18 protein-coding genes are annotated in these 19969 nt (G+C 40.0%); all 18 read left to right on the forward strand.

Annotated features, from left to right (window positions below):
* The first annotated feature begins 10 nt into the window (after nucleotides 1-10).
* Nucleotides 11-901 carry a tyrosine recombinase XerC gene (xerC, locus tag CD122_RS06815; RefSeq protein WP_169926483.1) on the forward strand — a complete coding sequence of 297 codons (891 nt, stop codon included), beginning with the start codon at nucleotides 11-13 and terminating at the stop codon, nucleotides 899-901.
* A gap of 7 nt (nucleotides 902-908) precedes the next feature.
* Entirely contained in the window at nucleotides 909-1451 is a 543-nt protein-coding gene (hslV, locus tag CD122_RS06820) for an ATP-dependent protease subunit HslV (RefSeq protein ID WP_103358248.1), read from the forward strand.
* Between the two features lie 16 nt (nucleotides 1452-1467).
* On the forward strand, nucleotides 1468-2877 hold the full coding sequence (gene hslU / locus CD122_RS06825; protein ID WP_103358249.1) for an ATP-dependent protease ATPase subunit HslU: 1410 nt from the start codon (nucleotides 1468-1470) through the stop codon (nucleotides 2875-2877).
* Between the two features lie 14 nt (nucleotides 2878-2891).
* Nucleotides 2892-3665: a GTP-sensing pleiotropic transcriptional regulator CodY gene (gene codY / locus CD122_RS06830; protein WP_103358250.1), complete on the forward strand. Its 774-nt coding sequence runs from the start codon at nucleotides 2892-2894 to the stop codon at nucleotides 3663-3665.
* A 163-nt stretch (nucleotides 3666-3828) separates the two neighbouring features.
* A complete protein-coding gene (rpsB, locus tag CD122_RS06835; protein ID WP_103358251.1) occupies nucleotides 3829-4599 on the forward strand; it encodes a 30S ribosomal protein S2 in 771 nt (256 codons plus the stop codon).
* A gap of 87 nt (nucleotides 4600-4686) precedes the next feature.
* The gene (tsf, locus tag CD122_RS06840) at nucleotides 4687-5565 is read left to right on the forward strand and encodes a translation elongation factor Ts (protein ID WP_103358252.1); all 879 of its coding nucleotides are present in this window, start codon (nucleotides 4687-4689) and stop codon (nucleotides 5563-5565) included.
* Between the two features lie 155 nt (nucleotides 5566-5720).
* On the forward strand, nucleotides 5721-6443 hold the full coding sequence (gene pyrH / locus CD122_RS06845; RefSeq protein WP_103358253.1) for a UMP kinase: 723 nt from the start codon (nucleotides 5721-5723) through the stop codon (nucleotides 6441-6443).
* 19 nt (nucleotides 6444-6462) lie between these two features.
* Nucleotides 6463-7017: a ribosome recycling factor gene (gene frr, locus CD122_RS06850; protein ID WP_103358254.1), complete on the forward strand. Its 555-nt coding sequence runs from the start codon at nucleotides 6463-6465 to the stop codon at nucleotides 7015-7017.
* Nucleotides 7018-7288: 271 nt separating this feature from the next.
* Nucleotides 7289-8050, forward strand: coding sequence for an isoprenyl transferase (locus CD122_RS06855; RefSeq protein WP_103358255.1), 762 nt, complete (start codon nucleotides 7289-7291; stop codon nucleotides 8048-8050).
* A gap of 14 nt (nucleotides 8051-8064) precedes the next feature.
* The gene (locus tag CD122_RS06860; RefSeq protein ID WP_103358256.1) at nucleotides 8065-8847 is read left to right on the forward strand and encodes a phosphatidate cytidylyltransferase; all 783 of its coding nucleotides are present in this window, start codon (nucleotides 8065-8067) and stop codon (nucleotides 8845-8847) included.
* A gap of 17 nt (nucleotides 8848-8864) precedes the next feature.
* Nucleotides 8865-9995: a 1-deoxy-D-xylulose-5-phosphate reductoisomerase gene (locus tag CD122_RS06865; RefSeq protein ID WP_103358257.1), complete on the forward strand. Its 1131-nt coding sequence runs from the start codon at nucleotides 8865-8867 to the stop codon at nucleotides 9993-9995.
* 6 nt (nucleotides 9996-10001) lie between these two features.
* On the forward strand, nucleotides 10002-11282 hold the full coding sequence (gene rseP, locus CD122_RS06870; RefSeq protein ID WP_103358258.1) for an RIP metalloprotease RseP: 1281 nt from the start codon (nucleotides 10002-10004) through the stop codon (nucleotides 11280-11282).
* A gap of 27 nt (nucleotides 11283-11309) precedes the next feature.
* Entirely contained in the window at nucleotides 11310-13013 is a 1704-nt protein-coding gene (locus tag CD122_RS06875; protein ID WP_103358259.1) for a proline--tRNA ligase, read from the forward strand.
* Nucleotides 13014-13268: 255 nt separating this feature from the next.
* Nucleotides 13269-17579: a PolC-type DNA polymerase III gene (locus CD122_RS06880; RefSeq protein WP_103358260.1), complete on the forward strand. Its 4311-nt coding sequence runs from the start codon at nucleotides 13269-13271 to the stop codon at nucleotides 17577-17579.
* Between the two features lie 124 nt (nucleotides 17580-17703).
* The gene (gene rimP, locus CD122_RS06885; RefSeq protein WP_103358261.1) at nucleotides 17704-18171 is read left to right on the forward strand and encodes a ribosome maturation factor RimP; all 468 of its coding nucleotides are present in this window, start codon (nucleotides 17704-17706) and stop codon (nucleotides 18169-18171) included.
* Nucleotides 18172-18192: 21 nt separating this feature from the next.
* The gene (gene nusA / locus CD122_RS06890; protein WP_103358262.1) at nucleotides 18193-19365 is read left to right on the forward strand and encodes a transcription termination factor NusA; all 1173 of its coding nucleotides are present in this window, start codon (nucleotides 18193-18195) and stop codon (nucleotides 19363-19365) included.
* 11 nt (nucleotides 19366-19376) lie between these two features.
* A complete protein-coding gene (rnpM, locus tag CD122_RS06895; protein ID WP_103358263.1) occupies nucleotides 19377-19664 on the forward strand; it encodes an RNase P modulator RnpM in 288 nt (95 codons plus the stop codon).
* Complete coding sequence (locus CD122_RS06900) at nucleotides 19661-19969, forward strand: YlxQ family RNA-binding protein (protein ID WP_103358264.1); 309 nt, start codon at nucleotides 19661-19663, stop codon at nucleotides 19967-19969. The genes rnpM and CD122_RS06900 overlap by 4 nt, the downstream gene beginning before the upstream one ends.

A 19969-nucleotide genomic window follows, 5' to 3' on the forward strand; every position in this document is an offset into this window, starting at 1 on the left:
GGTTTTTACTTTGGAACAAATCCAACAACAATTTCTTAATATGCTCAAATATGAGCGCCTATTCTCAGAACACACACTGAAAGCATATCATGATGATATCGTTCAATTTAATCGCTTTTTGGTACAAGAGCAACTGACTTTACGGTCATTTAGTTATCAAGAGGCGAGAGGGTATTTACAAATGTTATACGACATGGGCTTGCAACGTACGACGGTTTCTCGTAAGATTTCAACGTTGCGTAGTTTCTATGCGTATTGGATGACGATAGAGGAGAATATCACGAATCCATTTGTACAGCTTGTTCACCCGAAAAAAGAGCGTTACTTACCATCATTTTTTTATGCTGAAGAAATGGATGCACTGTTTGATACAGTTATCCATGATCACACAAAAGGTTTAAGAGACCGCGTTATTCTGGAACTGCTGTATGCAACTGGAATACGTGTGTCGGAGCTTGTCGGACTGAAAAAGTCTGATGTTGATTTATCGATGTCCTTGCTCAAAGTCATGGGGAAAGGACAGAAAGAACGCATTGTGCCGTTTGGTGAGTTTTGTCGTCAAAGTATTATCGATTATTTGGAGTCATTTACGCCAATACAACGTGCGAAACACGACTACCTCATTGTGAATATGCAAGGCAAGCCGATTACAGAACGAGGTGTTCGCTATATCTTGAATGATATTGTAAAGCGAACGACAGGTGTTACAGCCATACATCCACATAAGTTGCGTCACACATTCGCGACACATCTGTTGGACGCGGGTGCGGACCTTCGAACTGTACAAAACTTGTTAGGTCATGTTAATTTATCGACAACTGGACGCTACACGCACGTGACGAATCAACAATTGCGCAATGTCTATTTACAAGCACATCCACGTGCACAAAAAGGAGAGTAAAGCATTTATGAGTTCATCAATTCATGCAACGACAATTTATGCAGTGCGACATAACGGTGAAGCCGCGATGGCAGGCGATGGCCAAGTGACATTAGGTCAACAAGTCATTATGAAACAAAATGCCAGAAAGGTTCGAAAGTTATATAATGGTAAAGTCATTGCCGGTTTTGCAGGAAGTGTTGCAGACGCTTTTACGTTATTTGAAAAGTTTGAAATGAAATTGCAACAGTATGGCGGTAAGCTGGAGAGAGCTGCTGTAGAACTTGCAAAAGAATGGCGTGGCGATAAGCAACTCCGCCAATTAGAAGCGATGCTAATTGTAATGGATGCAGAGCACATTTTAGTAGTGAGCGGTACGGGCGAAGTAATTGCACCAGATGACGACCTGATTGCGATTGGGTCAGGTGGTAATTTTGCCTTGAGTGCGGGTCGCGCATTAAAACGTCATGCAACGCATCTGAATGCACGAGAGATGGCTTATGAAAGCCTCAAAGTTGCTTCAGAGATATGCGTATTTACAAACGACCACATCATAGTGGAAGAATTATAATGGAGGTTTCGTACTTATGGATACGAATGCGATTAAGTTAACACCTAAAGATATCGTTTCCGAGCTAGATGCGTATATCGTCGGACAAGAAGAAGCAAAGAAAAAAGTAGCAATTGCATTGAGAAATCGTTATCGTCGTAGTTTGTTAGACGATGATGTTAAACAGGAAATTGCACCGAAGAATATTTTGATGATGGGGCCAACAGGTGTTGGGAAAACCGAGATTGCACGACGTATGGCAAAAATCGTCGGTGCGCCATTTGTCAAAGTGGAGGCAACAAAGTTTACAGAGGTTGGTTACGTAGGGCGAGATGTGGAAAGTATGGTACGTGACCTTGTTGATGTAGCGGTGCGCCTTGTGAAAGACCAAAAGAAAGCAGCTGTGCAAGAAGTTGCGAGTAATAAAGCCAACGATAAGCTTGTTAAATTACTTGTGCCGAGCATGAAGAAAAAAGCAGCTCAAAATACGAACAATCCACTTGAATCATTATTCGGTGGAGCGTTACCGAACTTTGGTCAGACTCAAGAAGAAGAGGAAGAACCGCCAACAGAAGAAATTAAAACAAAACGCTCTGAGATTAGAAAGCAATTGCTAGCAGGTATGTTGGAAGAAGAAAAAGTACGTGTTAAAGTGGAACAGGATCCAGGTGCGCTTGGTATGTTAGGCACGCAACAAAACGAGCAAATGCAAGAAATGATGAATCAATTGATGCCGAAGAAAAAAGTTGAAAAAGAAGTACCGGTCAAAACTGCACGCAAAATCTTAACGGATGAATTTGCAGATCAGATGATTGACCACGAGACAGCGAACCAAGAAGCACTTGATTTAGCCGAACAGATGGGAATAATCTTTATCGATGAAATTGATAAAGTGGCAACATCTAACGGGCACGGTGGGGGTCAAGATGTATCACGCCAAGGTGTTCAACGTGATATCTTGCCTATTCTTGAAGGTAGCGTTGTCAAAACAAAATATGGTACGGTTAGTACGGAACACATGCTATTTATTGGCGCGGGTGCATTCCACGTCTCTAAACCGAGCGACTTGATTCCAGAATTGCAAGGGCGTTTTCCAATCCGTGTAGAGCTACAAAGCTTAACGGTGGATGACTTTGTAAGAATACTGACTGAACCTAAACTTTCACTGATTAAGCAGTATGAGCTATTGCTTAAAACAGAAGAAGTGACTGTGAATTTCAGCGACGAAGCGATTCAACGCTTAGCTGAAATGGCGTATCACGTCAATCAAGAGACAGATAACATTGGCGCGCGACGCTTACACACAATTTTAGAGAAAATGTTAGAGGATTTATCCTATGAAGCGGCGAATATGCCACATGCACACGTTGATATTACCCCTCAATATGTGGATGATAAGTTAAAAACAATTTCAACAAATAAAGATCTTAGTGAATTTATATTATAAAAAGGAGTAGTGACATGAGCTTATTAACAAAGACAAGAGAACTTAGTAGCTTATTACAAAAACATAAAGGAATTTCGGTTAACTTTAAAGACGTTGCACAAACGATTAGTAAAGTAACAGTTACAAATGTATTTATCGTCTCGAGACGCGGTAAGATTTTAGGATCTTGCCTAAACGAATTATTGAAAAATGAACGTATTAATAAAATGCTAGATGATCATCATATTCCAGATGCGTATACTGAAAAATTAATGCACGTATATGAAACATCTTCAAATATTGATATTGAAGATCCACTTTCAGTATTCCCACTTGAAAGTAGAAATTTATTTGAAGATTCTAAAACGACAATCTTCCCAATTATTGGTGGTGGCGAACGTCTTGGTACATTAGTACTTGGTCGCCTATCAGATCCATTTGATGAAAATGACCTTGTATTAGGTGAATACGCAGCCACTGTTATCGGTATGGAAATTCTACGTGAGAAACATTCTGAAATTGAAGCACAAGCACGTGATAAAGCAGCAATTTCTATGGCAATCAACTCATTATCTTACTCAGAAAAAGAAGCCATCGATCATATCTTTGAAGAGTTAGGCGGTACAGAAGGATTATTAATCGCTTCTAAAGTCGCTGACCGTGTGGGTATTACACGTTCAGTTATCGTAAACGCATTGCGTAAGTTAGAAAGTGCGGGCGTTATTGAGTCACGTTCACTTGGTATGAAAGGAACATTTATCAAAGTGAAAAAACGCGCATTTTTAGACGAATTAGACCGCATGGAATAATCAACTTTACTGTTGCATATAAAAAGGCATTATGGTATATTTATATGCGGCTATTAAATGCCAAAACACACACGTTCAACAGGCATATAAATGGGTGCGATTCAAGTGATCGTTTTTATATGAGTTAACGTGGAGGAATATAACCAACAGGAGGAATTTTATTATGGCAGTTATTTCAATGAAACAATTGTTAGAAGCTGGTGTTCACTTCGGTCATCAAACACGCCGTTGGAACCCAAAAATGAAAAAGTACATCTTCACTGAGCGTAACGGTATTTACATTATCGACTTACAAAAAACAGTGAAAAAAGTTGAAGAAGCATACAACTTCATCAAACAAGTATCTGAAGATGGCGGTAAAGTCTTATTCGTAGGTACTAAAAAACAAGCACAAGAATCAGTTAAAGCTGAAGCAGAACGTGCTGGACAATTCTACGTTAACCAAAGATGGTTAGGTGGAATCTTAACAAACTTCAAAACAATTTCTAAACGTGTACACCGCATTTCAGAAATTGAAAAAATGGAAGAAGACGGTACTTTCGACGTACTTCCTAAAAAAGAAGTTGTTGAACTTAAAAAAGAATACGACCGTTTAATCAAATTCTTAGGCGGTATTCGTGATATGAAATCAATGCCTCAAGCATTATTCGTAGTTGACCCACGAAAAGAGCGTAATGCGATTGCAGAAGCACGTAAATTAAACATTCCAATCGTAGGTATCGTTGATACAAACTGTGATCCAGATGAAATCGACTATGTAATCCCAGCTAACGATGATGCGATTCGTGCGGTTAAGTTATTAACTGGTAAAATGGCAGACGCAGTCTTAGAAGGTCAACAAGGTGTATCTAATGATGAGGTAGCTGCTGAACAAAACATCGACTTAAACGAAGATGAAAAAGCAGAAACTGAAGCATCAGTTGAATCTAACTAAGTAGAATCTTAAAATGGGTGATAAGATATTGATGCTTATCTCCCTTTTTTTAAAATAATGAATGAATTGATATTGGAGGAATAGTGAATGGCAATTTCAGCTAAACTTGTAAAAGAATTACGTGAAAGAACAGGCGCTGGTATGATGGACTGTAAAAAAGCGCTTGAAGCAACTGAAGGTAACATCGACAAAGCGATCGACTACCTTCGTGAAAAAGGTATTGCTAAAGCAGCTAAAAAAGCAGACCGTATTGCTGCAGAAGGTATTACACATGTAGAAGTAAAAGGTAACGACGCTGTTATCGTTGAAATCAACTCAGAAACAGACTTCGTTGCACGTAACGAAGGTTTCCAAGAGCTTGTTAAAGACATCGCGAACCAAATTCTTGATACTAAAGTAGAAACTGTTGAAGCATTAAACGATACAACATTACCAAACGGTAAAAAAGTATCTGAACACATGACTGAAGCAATTTCAACAATCGGTGAAAAATTAAGCTTACGTCGTTTCGCAGTTAGAACTAAAACTGACAACGATGCATTTGGTGCATACTTACACATGGGTGGACGTATCGGTGTACTTTCAGTTGTTGAAGGTTCAACTGACGAAGAAGCTGCTAAAGACGTAGCAATGCACATCGCTGCAATCAACCCTAAATACGTTTCTTCTGACCAAGTAAGCGAAGAAGAAATCTCTCACGAAAGAGAAGTATTAAAACAACAAGCATTAAACGAAGGTAAACCTGAAAACATCGTTGAAAAAATGGTTGAAGGTCGTTTACGCAAATACTTACAAGAAATTTGTGCAGTTAACCAAGACTTCGTTAAAGATCCAGACCAAACTGTTGAACAGTTCCTTAAAGCTAAAGGCGGTAAATTAGTTGACTTCGTACGCTATGAAGTGGGCGAAGGTATGGAAAAACGTGAAGAAAACTTTGCGGATGAAGTAAAAGGACAAATGAAATAATCAACACGGTTTTGTATAAGAAAGAAGACACCTGTTGTGTCCTCCTTTGCATGACTTCAATGCATTGATGTTGAAGCCGTGTGTAAGGAAGATACCTATTGTGTCTTCTTTACTTGTATTGTTCCATATAATACGAATAGAGAGGTTAATAGATAATGACTGAAACTTCAAAATATAAGCGAGTCGTTTTGAAACTTAGTGGAGAAGCATTGGCAGGAGAAAAAGGATTTGGTATCAATCCAATTATTATTAAAAGTATTGCGCAACAAGTCGCAGAAGTAGCGAAAATGGATACAGAAGTTGCTGTTATCGTTGGTGGCGGTAACATCTGGCGTGGTAAAACAGGTAGTGACCTCGGCATGGACCGCGGAACTGCTGACTATATGGGAATGCTTGCAACAGTAATGAACGCTTTAGCATTACAAGATAGTCTTGAACAGCTTGACTGTGATACACGTGTACTAACTTCAATTGAGATGAAACAAGTGGCAGAGCCATACATTCGTCGTCGTGCCATTCGTCATTTAGAGAAAAAACGTGTTGTTATTTTTGCAGCAGGTATCGGTAACCCTTACTTCTCAACTGATACGACAGCAGCATTACGTGCCGCTGAAGTAGAAGCGGAAGTAATCTTAATGGGTAAAAACAATGTGGATGGCGTATACTCAGCAGATCCAAAAGTTGACCCAACCGCACAAAAATATGAGCGCTTAACTTATATCCAACTTTTACAAGAAGGATTACAAGTAATGGACTCAACAGCCTCTTCATTCTGTATGGACAACGATATTCCTTTAAAAGTGTTCTCAATCATGGAAGAAGGAAATATCAAACGTGCTGTATTAGGTGAAGATATCGGAACAATTATCACAAAATAATATAGAGGTGACTTTGACAATGAATGCAATTATTAAAGATGCAAAAGCGCGCATGAAAAAATCTGCTGAAAATTTATCACGTGAATTGGCACAAATTAACGCAGGTCGTGCGAACTCAAACTTATTAGCTGGTGTCAATGCGGACTACTACGGTGCCCCAACACCTGTTCAACAATTAGCAAGTATCAATGTGCCAGAAGCGCGTTTACTTGTAATCTCACCATATGATAAAACATCATTGAAAGAGATCGAACGTGCGATTATCGCTGCTAACTTAGGTGTTAACCCAACAAGTGATGGTGAAGTAATCCGTATTACTGTACCAGCATTAACTGAAGAGCGTCGTAAAGAACTTGTTAAAGAAGTGAAGAAAACAGGTGAAAACGCGAAAGTATCTGTTCGCAACATTCGTCGTGATGCTAACGATTCATTGAAGAAACAAGAGAAAAACGGTGAAATCTCAGAAGACGAATTACGTTCATCTTCAGACGAGGTTCAAGACGTTACAAACGATGCAATTAAAGAAATCGATCAACTCGTTGCAGATAAAGAAAAAGATATTATGTCTGTTTAATGCGTGTGTGTCGTTTGATACATGCGATGTCATTAACCGTTCTGAATATTTGTGTAGTGCGTCATAGCGTAGGTTGGAATGCTGTTTAATGGCTTCTCAGCCTTTGACAAACTACAATATAACGAAGAAACGAAACTGTACCGAATCAGACTTTGGTACAGTTTTTTCTATGTTTATTTTATGCGCTGTTCGAGTGTGATAAAATGATAGATGAATGTTTGTTAGTAAGATGATAATATTTAAGAGACACTACAGGCTCGGAGGAACACGCATGTTTAAGATATTCAAAAAAAACAACGATAGACAAGCGCGTCTTGATACATTAGACTTGCATCATATACCAGAACATATTGCGATTATTATGGATGGTAATGGACGCTGGGCGAAACAGCGCAAGATGCCGCGAATTAAAGGGCATTATCAAGGTATGGAGACGATTAAAACGATTACACGTGCAGCAAGTGATTTGAACGTTAAGTATTTGACGCTGTATGCTTTCTCAACTGAAAACTGGTCACGTCCACAAGAAGAGATTAATTATATCATGGGCTTGCCGGTTAATTTCTTGAATACGTTCTTGCCGGAATTAATTGAGAAGAACGTTCGAGTGGAAACAATCGGCTTTATTGACGAATTGCCAACGAAAACGATTCAAGCAATTGAAGAGGCAAAGTTAAAGACAGCTGACAATACTGGATTAACACTTATCTTTGCGATTAACTATGGTGGTAGAGCGGAGATTATGCATGGAATTCAAAATGTCATTAAAAATTATAAGCATGCTTCGGATAGTGATATTGAGCAGCTGACTGAGAAGGACTTTTCTAAGTATTTAATGACAGGCGCGTTTCCTGATCCAGATTTACTCATCCGTACGTCTGGTGAGCAACGCATTAGTAACTTTTTGATTTGGCAACTGTCGTACAGTGAATTTATTTTCAATGAGAAGATGTGGCCAGACTTTAACGATGAAGATTTAAAAGCATGTATAAAAACGTATCAATCACGCCAAAGACGTTTTGGAGGATTGTAGATAGGAGCAGTGAGATGAAGGTCAGAACGATTACAACGATAATTGCACTTATTGTGTTTTTACCCATTCTGTTAGTGGGTGGTGCGACATGGATGTATTTCACATTCGCACTTGCATTAATCGCCTTAAAGGAATTATTAAATATGAATCGCATTCGCTTTCTGTCAATTCCTGGATTGATTAGCGCAATCGGTTTGGTCATTATTATGTTACCGGAAGAATTTGGACAATGGGTGCCTATATTACAACAAAAAGGGCTCATTATTTTAAGTTTTCTTATTCTAAGTTATACGGTAATGTCGAAAAACCGTTTTAGTTTCATGGATTCAGCATTTTGCTTAATGTCCGTAGCATACGTCGGCATTGGCTTTATGTATTTTTACGAAACACGTGAAGCAGGGTTACAGTTCATTCTATTCGGTCTGTTAATCGTGTGGTTGACAGATACAGGCGCATACATATTCGGTCGCTCATTTGGTAAACACAAGTTATGGCCAGTCATTAGCCCGAACAAGACGATAGAAGGTTTTATCGGGGGCTTATTATGCAGCTTACTTGTACCATTGTCATTCATGTTCTTTATGCCGTTTCATTATAATATGATTTGGATACTTGTTTTGACGGTCGTATTGAGTGCATTTGGCCAACTTGGTGACTTAGTAGAGTCTGGCTTTAAACGCCATTTCGGTGTTAAAGACTCAGGGCGTTTGTTACCTGGGCACGGCGGTATTTTGGACCGCTTCGATAGTTTTATGTTCGTCTTACCATTAATGAATATTTTCTTAATTCAAATGTAAAGTGAAGTGAGCAAGTAATGAAAAATATAGCAATCTTAGGCGCTTCAGGTTCTATCGGTCAACAAGCCATTGACGTGATCGAACGTCATCCAGAGCATTTTAATTTAGTTGGACTATCAGTAGGTAAGCGCGTAGATGAAGCAATAGATATCGTGTCACGACTTAATCCGGATATTGTATCCGTGCAATATGAGGCTGACATGGCACGTTTTGCAGAATTTGATGTTGAAGTAGTGTGTGGTGCAGAAGGTTTAAAAGCAGTTGCAACAGCGTCACACAATGATCTTGTATTGAACGCATTAGTAGGTAGTGTAGGCTTACCACCGACCATTGCGGCAATTGAACAAGGCATTGACATTGCGCTGGCTAACAAAGAGACGCTTGTCGTTGCAGGCGAACTGGTTATGGCACATGCGAAAAAACACGGTGTCAACATTTTACCAGTAGACTCAGAACACGCTGCGATTTTCCAATGTTTGAATGGGGAAGATCACCGTCAAATTAAAAAAATTACGATTACAGCAAGTGGGGGTTCATTTAGAGACTTGTCACGTGACCAATTGGAATCGGTGACGGTAGAAGACGCTTTGAATCATCCGAACTGGTCGATGGGGCAAAAGATTACAATTGATTCCGCAACGATGATGAATAAAGGCTTTGAAGTGATTGAAGCAAAATGGTTGTTCGATTTAGATATTGAACAAATTGAAACAATCCTACATAAGGAAAGCATTATTCACTCGATGGTTGAATTTGTCGATACGAGTGTGATGGCACAGTTAGGTACGCCGGATATGCGTATGCCGATACAATATGCATTTACATATCCAAATCGTATTGAGCACGATGCACCGTCACTCAACCTTGCTGAAGTTGCACAGCTGAATTTTAAAGCGATGGACCTTGATCGATACAGATGTTTAAAATATGCCTATGATGCATTGAAAATAGGCGGCACCATGCCTGTTGTATTAAATGCTGTTAACGAGGTTGCAGTTGCTAAGTTTTTAAATCGTGAAATTGGCTTTTTAGATATCGAGCGCTTAATTGAGCGTGAAATGAAGGCACACCAAGTGATTGAACATCCGACACTTGAACAAATTTTAGCCGTTGATAAACAGTATAAATCTAAGGAATATGAGGTGTAGCGCTCTGTGTTTGTAACCATAATTGCATTTATTATTGTTTTTGGTTTACTCGTTTCTGTGCATGAATATGGGCATATGTTTTTTGCGAAACGCGCAGGTATTATGTGTCCAGAGTTTGCCATTGGTATGGGACCTAAAATTTTAAGTTTCCGTAAAAATGAAACGCTGTATACCATTCGCTTGTTGCCAGTAGGTGGGTACGTTCGTATGGCTGGAGATGGCTTGGAAGAATCTCCCGTTCAACCAGGGATGCACATCCGCATTAAGTTAAATGAGCAAGAAGAAATTACGCATGTGATTTTAGATGATCAACATAAATTCCAACAAATTGAAGCATTAGAAGTGAAGCAAGTGGACTTAGAGGAAGGCATGTATATCGAAGGCGTTGCTGCATACGATGATGCACGTCACCGCTATCCAGTTGCGCGCAAAGCATTTTTTGTTGAAAATGGTAGCTTAATTCAAATTGCGCCACATGATCGTCAATTTACACATAAGAAACCATTTCAAAAGTTTTTAACATTGTTTGCAGGGCCACTATTTAACTTTATTTTAGCGTTTGTGTTGTTGCTTGGTTTAGCCTATTATCAAGGTGCACCTACGCCAACAATTGATCAAGTTGGTAAAGGTATGGCGGCTGAACAGATCGGTCTAAAAAAAGGTGACACGATTACTGAAATTAATGGCGATAAAATCAATCGTTTTAGTGATGTGAAACGTGCGTTACGTGAAACAGGCGGTAAAGAAACCGAGATTAAAGTCTCACGTGACGGTAAAACAATCACGAAAACATTTACGCCTAAAAAAAATGAAGTGAAAGTGACTAAAAATCAAAAACAAACAGATTACCAACTCGGCTTTTTACCTAAGAGAGAGCGCTCATTAGTTGAGCCACTTGTTTTTGCTGGGGAAGAAACCCTCCGTTTTGGTAAAACCATCTTTGTTGCCGTATCGGCTATGATAGGTAGCATATTTACTGGAGACTTCAGTTTTGATATGTTGAACGGGCCTGTAGGTATTTATAAAAACGTTGATACAGTCGTAAAAACTGGTATTATTAATTTAATTGTCTGGACGGCAGCCTTAAGTGTTAACTTAGGAATTATGAACTTATTGCCAATTCCAGCATTAGATGGTGGACGTATATTATTTGTTATTTACGAAGCAATCTTTAAAAAGCCAGCTAATAAAAAGGCTGAAACAATCATTATTGCAGCGGGTGCTGTATTTGTCATGGTCGTGATGGTATTAGTCACATGGAATGACATTCAAAGGTATTTTTTATAACGAGATAACAAGGAGGCACAAATAAAGATGAAGCAATCGAAAGTCTTTATACCGACATTACGTGAAGTTCCTGCAGAAGCTGAAGCGTTAAGTCATCAATTATTATTAAAAGCAGGACTGATTAAACAAAATACAGCAGGGGTATACAGCTATTTACCACTTGCAACACGCGTGATACAAAAAATTTCAGAGGTTATTCGTGAAGAGATGGAACGCATTGATGCAGTAGAAGTGTTAATGCCTGTATTACAACACGCAGAATTATGGCAAGAGTCAGGACGTTGGGAAGCGTATGGTGCAGAGTTAATGCGTCTACGCGACCGCAACCAACGTGAATTTGCGCTTGGCCCAACACACGAAGAAGTTGTTACTTCATTGATTCGTGACGAGTTACGTTCATACAAACAATTACCATTAACATTGTTCCAAATTCAAACAAAGTTCCGCGATGAGAAACGCCCTCGCTTCGGCTTGCTTCGTGGCCGTGAATTTATTATGAAAGATGCGTACTCATTCCATGCTGATGAGGAATCATTAATGAAGACGTACCAAGATATGTACGATGCTTACAAACGTATCTTTAAACGTGTAGGCTTGAATGTACGTCCGGTTGTTGCGGATTCAGGTGCAATCGGTGGGAACTATACACATGAATTCCATGCGCTAAGTGCCATCGGGGAAGATACTATCGTGTATAGCGACAACAGTGACTATGCGGCGAATATTGAAAAAGCAGAAGTTGTATACGTACCATCTGATGCGGCTAAAGAAGCGCCACAAGCATTGGAAAAAATCGCGACACCAAACGTGAAGTCTGCGAAAGAATTAGCTGAACTATTAGGCAAGCCACTTGAACAAACAACGAAATCAATGGTGTTCAAAGTAGACGACGCATTTGTCATGGTCTTAGTACGCGGTCATCACGAAATTAATGACGTGAAGTTAAAAGATTATTTCAACACGGACAATATCACAATGGCGACGGAAGATGAAATCCGTAACTTATTAGGTGCAGCGCCTGGTTCTTTAGGTCCTGTAACAGACAGCGAGATTAAAGTATATGCGGATAATTCTGTACAAGATTTAGTGAATATCCCAGTCGGTGCGAACGAAGACGGTTTCCACTATGTCAATGCAGTTGTTGGTCGTGACTTTGAAGTCGACGGCTATGGTGACTTCCGTTTCATTTTAGAAGGCGAGCCACTTGCTGACGGTTCAGGTAATGCGAAGTTTGCTGAAGGTATCGAAGTAGGTCAAGTATTCGTACTTGGTGAAAAGTATTCGAAATCTATGAATGCAACAATTTTGAACAATCAAGGTCGCGAACAACACTTAACAATGGGTTGTTACGGTATCGGTGTATCAAGAACGTTGAGCGCAATTATCGAACAACATCATGACGATAACGGTATTATTTGGCCAAAATCCGTAACGCCATATGATTTACATTTAATTACGGTTAATCCGAAAAAAGAAGCACAGTTTGAATTGGCTGAGAAGTTATATGCGACACTTCAAGAAAAATACGATGTGTTATATGATGATCGTCAAGAACGTGCTGGTGTTAAGTTCAATGATGCTGACTTAATCGGTCTGCCAATTCGCATTGTTGTAGGTAAAAATGCTGAAGGCGGTATTGTGGAAGTGAAACGCCGTGATACAGGTGACAGTGAAGAAGTTGCAGTGGATGCATTAGTAGATTATATTGAAGGACTTTATGAGCAAGTCTAAGATATCTAGTGACTTCCTTTGCTATAATAGAATATAATTGTAGAGATAAAATGTGAGTGATGTTGGGGTATCGTTTATCGGTTCTCCAGTGCTTAAATTGATTGTGTCCCAACTCCAAGACATTTGATTCTCTCATCATCCTTACGGGGGTGGGGCAACGAATTCTTTGTTAAATTTAAGATTCTGTCCCACTCCTATTCATATTCTATACATAACGAAATTAGATTTTATTTGATCGATAAGGTGGATTAAAAAATGGACCTACAGAATCAAGAAAAGTTCAAAATTCTGCTCAAGCAATTGAATATGTTAGATCATTTTGATACGGAAATGATAGAAAATAGTGCGTTAAATCGTGTCGATGTATCTGAGAAAACGCGTGAATGGACATTTCATATTACGTTACCGCATGTGATGTCTTACGAAGATTATGCGGTTTTTACGCATGCAATGAAGGAGACGTTCAAGGATATTGCACAGGTCAACTGGCAAATTCGTGTGCAGTCGACAGCAAATCAAGATGAGCATTTGTTAAAATACTTTGCTGATTGTATTGATCAGACGGCGCTATCTCCTAAAGTGAAAGGCCAATTGCGTCAGAAGCGTATTATTGTCTCAGGGGATGTTGTCAAAGTACTCGTCCAAAATGATATTGAACGTGATCACTTTGATAAAGTATGTAATGGTAGCTTAGTTAAAGCGTTGAAACAATGCGGTTTTGATGTTGATAAAGTCGTATTTGAAACGGATATGACAGGTCAAGATGACGATCTTGCCTCATTAGAAGCGCACATCCAACAAGAAGATGAACAAAGTGCAAGAGAAGCAACAGAGAAAATTGAAAAAATGAAAGAACAACGTGCGCAACAAGAAGAAAGTGGCGTAACGGTAGATAAATGTCAAATTGGTAAACCGATTCAAGTTGAAAATATCCGCCCAATTTCCGACATTATTGAAGAAGAATTCAAAGTTGCAATTGAAGGGGTTATTTTTGACATCAATTTGAAAGAGCTGAAGAGTGGTCGTCACATTGTCGAGCTGAAAGTAACGGACTATACAGACTCACTTGTGTTAAAAATGTTTACGCGTAAAAATAAAGACGATTTGGAACATTTTAAAGCATTGTCAGAAGGTAAATGGGTTCGCGCACAAGGACGTATTGAAGAAGATATGTACATCCGTGATCTTGTGATGATGATGTCAGATATTGAAGAAGTGAAACATACAGAAAAACAAGATAAAGCGGAAGAAAAACGTGTGGAATTCCATTTGCACACAGCGATGAGTCAAATGGACGGTGTGTCTAATATTGGTGATTACGTGGCACAAGCGGCGAAGTGGGGACATGACGCGATTGCTGTAACGGATCACAACGTTGTACAAGCATATCCAGATGCTTATGCGGCGGCTAAGAAACATGGTATTAAGATGATTTACGGTATGGAAGGGATGCTCGTGGATGACGGCGTACCAATTGCGTATAAGCCGACAGATATCGCTTTAGAATCTGCGACGTATGTGGTATTTGACGTCGAAACAACAGGGCTCTCTAACCAATATGACAAAATCATTGAGCTTGCGGCTGTCAAAGTGAAGGACGGCGAAATTATTGATAAGTTTGAACGATTCAGTAACCCGCACGAGAAGTTATCTGAGACCATTAAAAACTTAACGCATATCAATGACGATATGTTACGTGACGCGCCTGAAATTGAAGAAGTGCTGACAGAATTTAAAGATTGGGTGGGCGATGCGATATTTGTTGCCCACAATGCATCATTCGATATGGGCTTTATCGATACAGGGTATGAACGCCTCGGCTTCGGTCCGTCAACGAATGGTGTGATTGATACGCTTGAATTGTCGCGTACGATTAACACGAGTTACGGTAAGCATGGTTTGAATTTCTTAGCGAAGAAGTATGGTGTTGAACTTACACAACACCATAGAGCGATTTATGATACAGAAGCGACGGCGTATATTTTTGTGAAGATGTTAGCGCAATTGAAAGAGCTGAATGTTCACAATCACAAAGACATCAACCAACAGTTATCTAATGAAGATGCGTACAAACGTGCACGTCCTCAACACGTGACGTTAATTGTACAGAACCAAGTAGGATTGAAAAATCTATTTAAGATTGTTAGTCAATCACTCGTGAAATATTTCTACCGTACACCGCGTATTCCACGTTCGGTATTAGATGAACACCGCGAAGGATTACTGGTCGGAACGGCGTGTGACGAAGGTGAAGTGTTTACAGCGGTCATGCAGCGTGATCAGTCTGAAGTAGAACGTATCGCGAAGTATTATGACTATATTGAAGTGCAACCACCGGCATTGTACCAAGACTTACTAGACAGAGAATTGATTCGCGACAATGAAACACTTGTGGAGATATATGAACGTATTTTAGCAGTCGGTAAAACGAACAACATACCTGTGATTGCGACCGGGAATGTGCACTACTTACATGAACATGATGGCATTGCACGTAAAATATTAATTGCGTCACAACCGGGAAATCCACTGAATCGTACAACGTTACCGGAAGCACATTTCCGTACAACGGATGAGATGCTCGCAGATTTTCACTTTTTAGGCGAAGAACGTGCGAAAGAACTTGTCGTGACGAATACACGTGCATTGGCGGAACGCATTGAAGAAGTGGTGCCGATTAAGGATAAGTTGTATACACCGAATATGGAAGGTGCTAACGAAGAAATTCGAGAAATGAGCTATAACAATGCGAAAAAATTGTATGGTGATGACTTGCCACAAATCGTTATCGATCGTCTGGAAAAAGAACTAGACAGTATTATCGGTAACGGATTCGCCGTTATCTATCTGATTTCACAGCGACTCGTGAAGAAATCGTTAGAAGACGGCTATCTCGTAGGGTCACGTGGTTCGGTTGGTTCGAGCTTCGTAGCAACAATGACGGAAATCACAGAAGTTAACTCGTTACCACCACACTACATTTGTCCAAAATGTAAGAAAAGCGAATTCTTTAACGATGGGTCTGTCGGTTCAGGATTCGACTTGCCAGACAAGACATGTGAATGTGGTACGCCGTTAATTAAGGAAGGACAAGATATTCCGTTCGAAACGTTCTTAGGATTTAAAGGGGATAAAGTACCCGATATCGACTTAAACTTCAGTGGGGAATATCAACCACATGCACATAACTACACGAAAGTACTATTCGGTGAAGATTACGTCTTTCGTGCAGGAACGATTGGTACGGTTGCCGAGAAAACAGCGTTTGGATTTGTTAAAGGCTATCTCAACGACCAAGGCATTCACAAGCGAGGCGCTGAAGTCGACCGTCTTGTGAAAGGCTGTACGGGTGTCAAACGTACAACAGGTCAGCACCCGGGTGGTATCATCGTTGTGCCAGACTACATGGATATTTACGATTTCACACCAATTCAATATCCAGCCGACGCGCAAAACTCTGCATGGATGACGACACACTTCGACTTCCATTCGATTCACGACAACGTGTTGAAGCTCGATATTCTCGGACACGATGATCCAACCATGATTCGTATGCTTCAAGACTTATCTGGCATCGATCCGAAAACTATTCCAGTCGATGACAAAGAAACAATGGGCATCTTCAGTTCACCTGAAACCTTAGGCGTGACAGAAGATGAGATTCTCGCAAAAACCGGAACATTCGGTGTCCCAGAGTTCGGTACTGGTTTCGTACGTCAAATGCTTGAAGACACGAAACCGACGACATTCTCTGAGCTCGTTCAAATCTCAGGTCTGTCACACGGTACGGACGTATGGTTAGGCAATGCGCAAGACTTAGTACGTAGCGGCACATGTACGCTATCAAGCTGTATCGGTTGTCGTGACGATATCATGGTTTATCTGATGTATGCCGGTCTCGAGCCATCACTCGCCTTCAAAATTATGGAGTCCGTACGTAAAGGGAAGGGCTTAACCGAAGACTTTGAACAAGCCATGCGTGATAACGAAGTCCCAGAATGGTATTTGGATTCATGTAAAAAAATCAAATACATGTTCCCGAAAGCCCATGCCGCAGCCTACGTATTAATGGCAGTGAGAATTGCATATTTCAAAGTGCATCATCCACTCTATTATTATGCAAGCTACTTTACTGTGCGTGCGTCAGACTTTGACTTATTAACGATGATTAAAGATAAAGACAGCATCCGTAACACGGTAAAAGATATGTACAGCCGTTATATGGACTTAGGTAAAAAAGAAAAAGACGTATTAACCGTTTTAGAAATTATGAACGAAATGGCACATCGTGGTTATAGAATGCAACCTGTGAACCTTGAGAAGAGCCAAGCCTTTGAATTTATTATTGAAGGCGATACCTTAATCCCACCATTTATAGCAGTACCGGGACTAGGTGAGAACGTAGCAAAACGTATTGTTGAAGCACGTGAAGAAGGCCCATTCTTATCAAAAGAAGACCTCAACAAAAAAGCAGGTGTATCTGCTAAAATCATTGAGTATCTTGATGAATTAGGTTCATTACCGAATATGCCCGACAAAGCCCAACTCTCAATTTTTGACATGTAGATTCGCATTTGTCGTCACGAGGGTTATGTGATATAATAATGTTGCTTATAAAAAATGGACTCAAGCAGAAAGAGTGGGTGTTACCCGCTCTTTTCTGTTTGTATGTCACTGATAGGGGGCACGTATGAGTAAAATTACAGAACAAGTAGAAGCGTTAATCCAACCTGTCCTTGACGATTTAGGGTATGAATTGGTAGATGTTGAATTTACAAAAGAAGGACGCGATCATTATTTGCGTATTTCAATTGATAAACCGGGTGGCGTTGATCTCAACGATTGTACGCGTGCATCTGAATACATTAGCGAAGTGATGGACGAACACGATCCAATCACGCAAGCTTATTATTTAGATGTTGCATCTCCAGGGGCAGAACGACCTATCAAGAAAGAGGAAGATTATCAAAAAGCAATTGGACAACCCGTTTTCGTATCGTTATATGCACCAATTGAAGGTGACAAAGAATGGTTAGGTACACTATCTGCCGTAACGGATGAGACAATTGATATGTCAGTGAAGATTAAAGCGAGAACAAAAGTCATCACAATACCGCGCGATAAAATTGCGAAAGCACGTCATGCGGTCATGCTTTAATGTATGTAAGGAGGAAGATTCGTGAAAAGTAATGAATTATTATTAGCGACTGAGTATTTAGAAAAAGAAAAAAGAATTCCAAGAGAAGTGTTAGTGGATGCCATTGAAGCAGCATTAATCACAGCCTATAAAAAGAACTATGAAAGCGCGCGTAACGTCCGCGTTGAATTGAACTTAGACAGCGGTACATTCCACGTTATTGCACGTAAAGAAGTTGTTGAAGAAGTTTTTGACGACCGTGAAGAGATTGATCTTTCAACAGCATTGGTGAAAAACCCAGCGTATGAAATTGGCGATATTTATGAAGAAGACGTGACACCAAAAGATTTCGGTCGTGTGGGTGCACAAGCAGCGAAACAAGCAGTTATGCAACGTTTGAGAGACGCTGAGCGCGAGATTTTATATGAGGAGTTCATCGACAAAGAAGATGACATTGTAACAGGTGTTATTGACCGTGTAGATCACCGTTATGTTTACGTAAACCTTGGTAGAACTGAAGCTGTTTTATCAGAAGCAGAACGTAGCCCGAACGAAACATACTTACCTAACGAACGCATTAAAGTGTATGTGAATAAAGTGGAACAAACGACAAAAGGCCCACAAATCTTCGTATCACGTAGTCATCCAGGTTTGTTGAAACGCTTGTTTGAACAAGAAGTACCAGAGATCTTTGAAGGTACAGTTGAAGTGAAATCAGTTGCGCGTGAAGCGGGAGATCGCTCAAAAATCAGTGTTTATGCGGAAAATGGCGACATTGATGCAGTCGGCGCATGTGTCGGTGCAAAAGGTGCACGTGTTGAAGCAGTTGTTGAAGAATTAGGTGGCGAAAAAATTGACATCGTACAATGGGATGCAGATCCGAAAGTATTTGTACGCAATGCATTGAGCCCATCACAAGTTGTTGACGTTATCGTTGACGAAGAAAATCAATCAACAACAGTTATCGTACCAGACTATCAATTGTCACTTGCGATTGGTAAACGTGGTCAAAACGCCCGTCTTGCTGCGAAATTAACAGGTTGGAAAATCGACATTAAGTCTGAGTCAGATGCCAAAGCATTAGGTCTAGACCAACCACAACCCGTTGTTGCAGAAGCGGATGACGAAGAAGTAGCTGTTGTCGATGAAGAAGCACTCGTAGATGACGTGAATGAAGACGTGGTTGTGCTTGAGGATGAAATAGAAGAAAAATAGGGGGGATTTTCATGAAAAAACGTAAAATTCCTATGCGAAAATGTATTTTGTCCAACGAGATGAAACCGAAGAAAGAAATGATTCGTGTTGTACAAAATAAAGAAGGCGACATTGCTGCGGATGCGACAGGTAAAATGCAAGGGCGTGGCGCGTATGTCAGTAAAGACGTTGCGTTAGTAGAACAAGCACAGCAAGCGCAAAAACTGGAGAGCTTTTTTAAAGCACCTCAAGAAACGTTAGAACCTGTGTATAAAGAGATTATTCGATTAATTTATCGGGAAGAGATACCTACGAAATGAACCAACAATTTTTGAATTTTTTAGGACTCGCCATGCGTGCGGGCAAGGTTAAAACTGGAGAATCTGTGCTAATAGCAGAATTGAAAAAACATCGATTGAAGCTTGTGTTAATTGCAGATGATGCATCAGACAACACGAAGAAAACATTAATTAACAAATGTACAACCTACAAGACACCTTATCGAGTGGTAAGCAATCGTTATGAACTCGGTGTGGCGATTGGCAAAGAGGCGCGTGTGAATATCGGTATAACAGATAATGGCTTTGCGAAGAAGCTGATAACAATGATCGATGAAGATAAGTAA

The sequence above is a fragment of the Staphylococcus rostri genome (assembly GCF_002902145.1).
GTDB lineage: Bacteria > Bacillota > Bacilli > Staphylococcales > Staphylococcaceae > Staphylococcus > Staphylococcus rostri.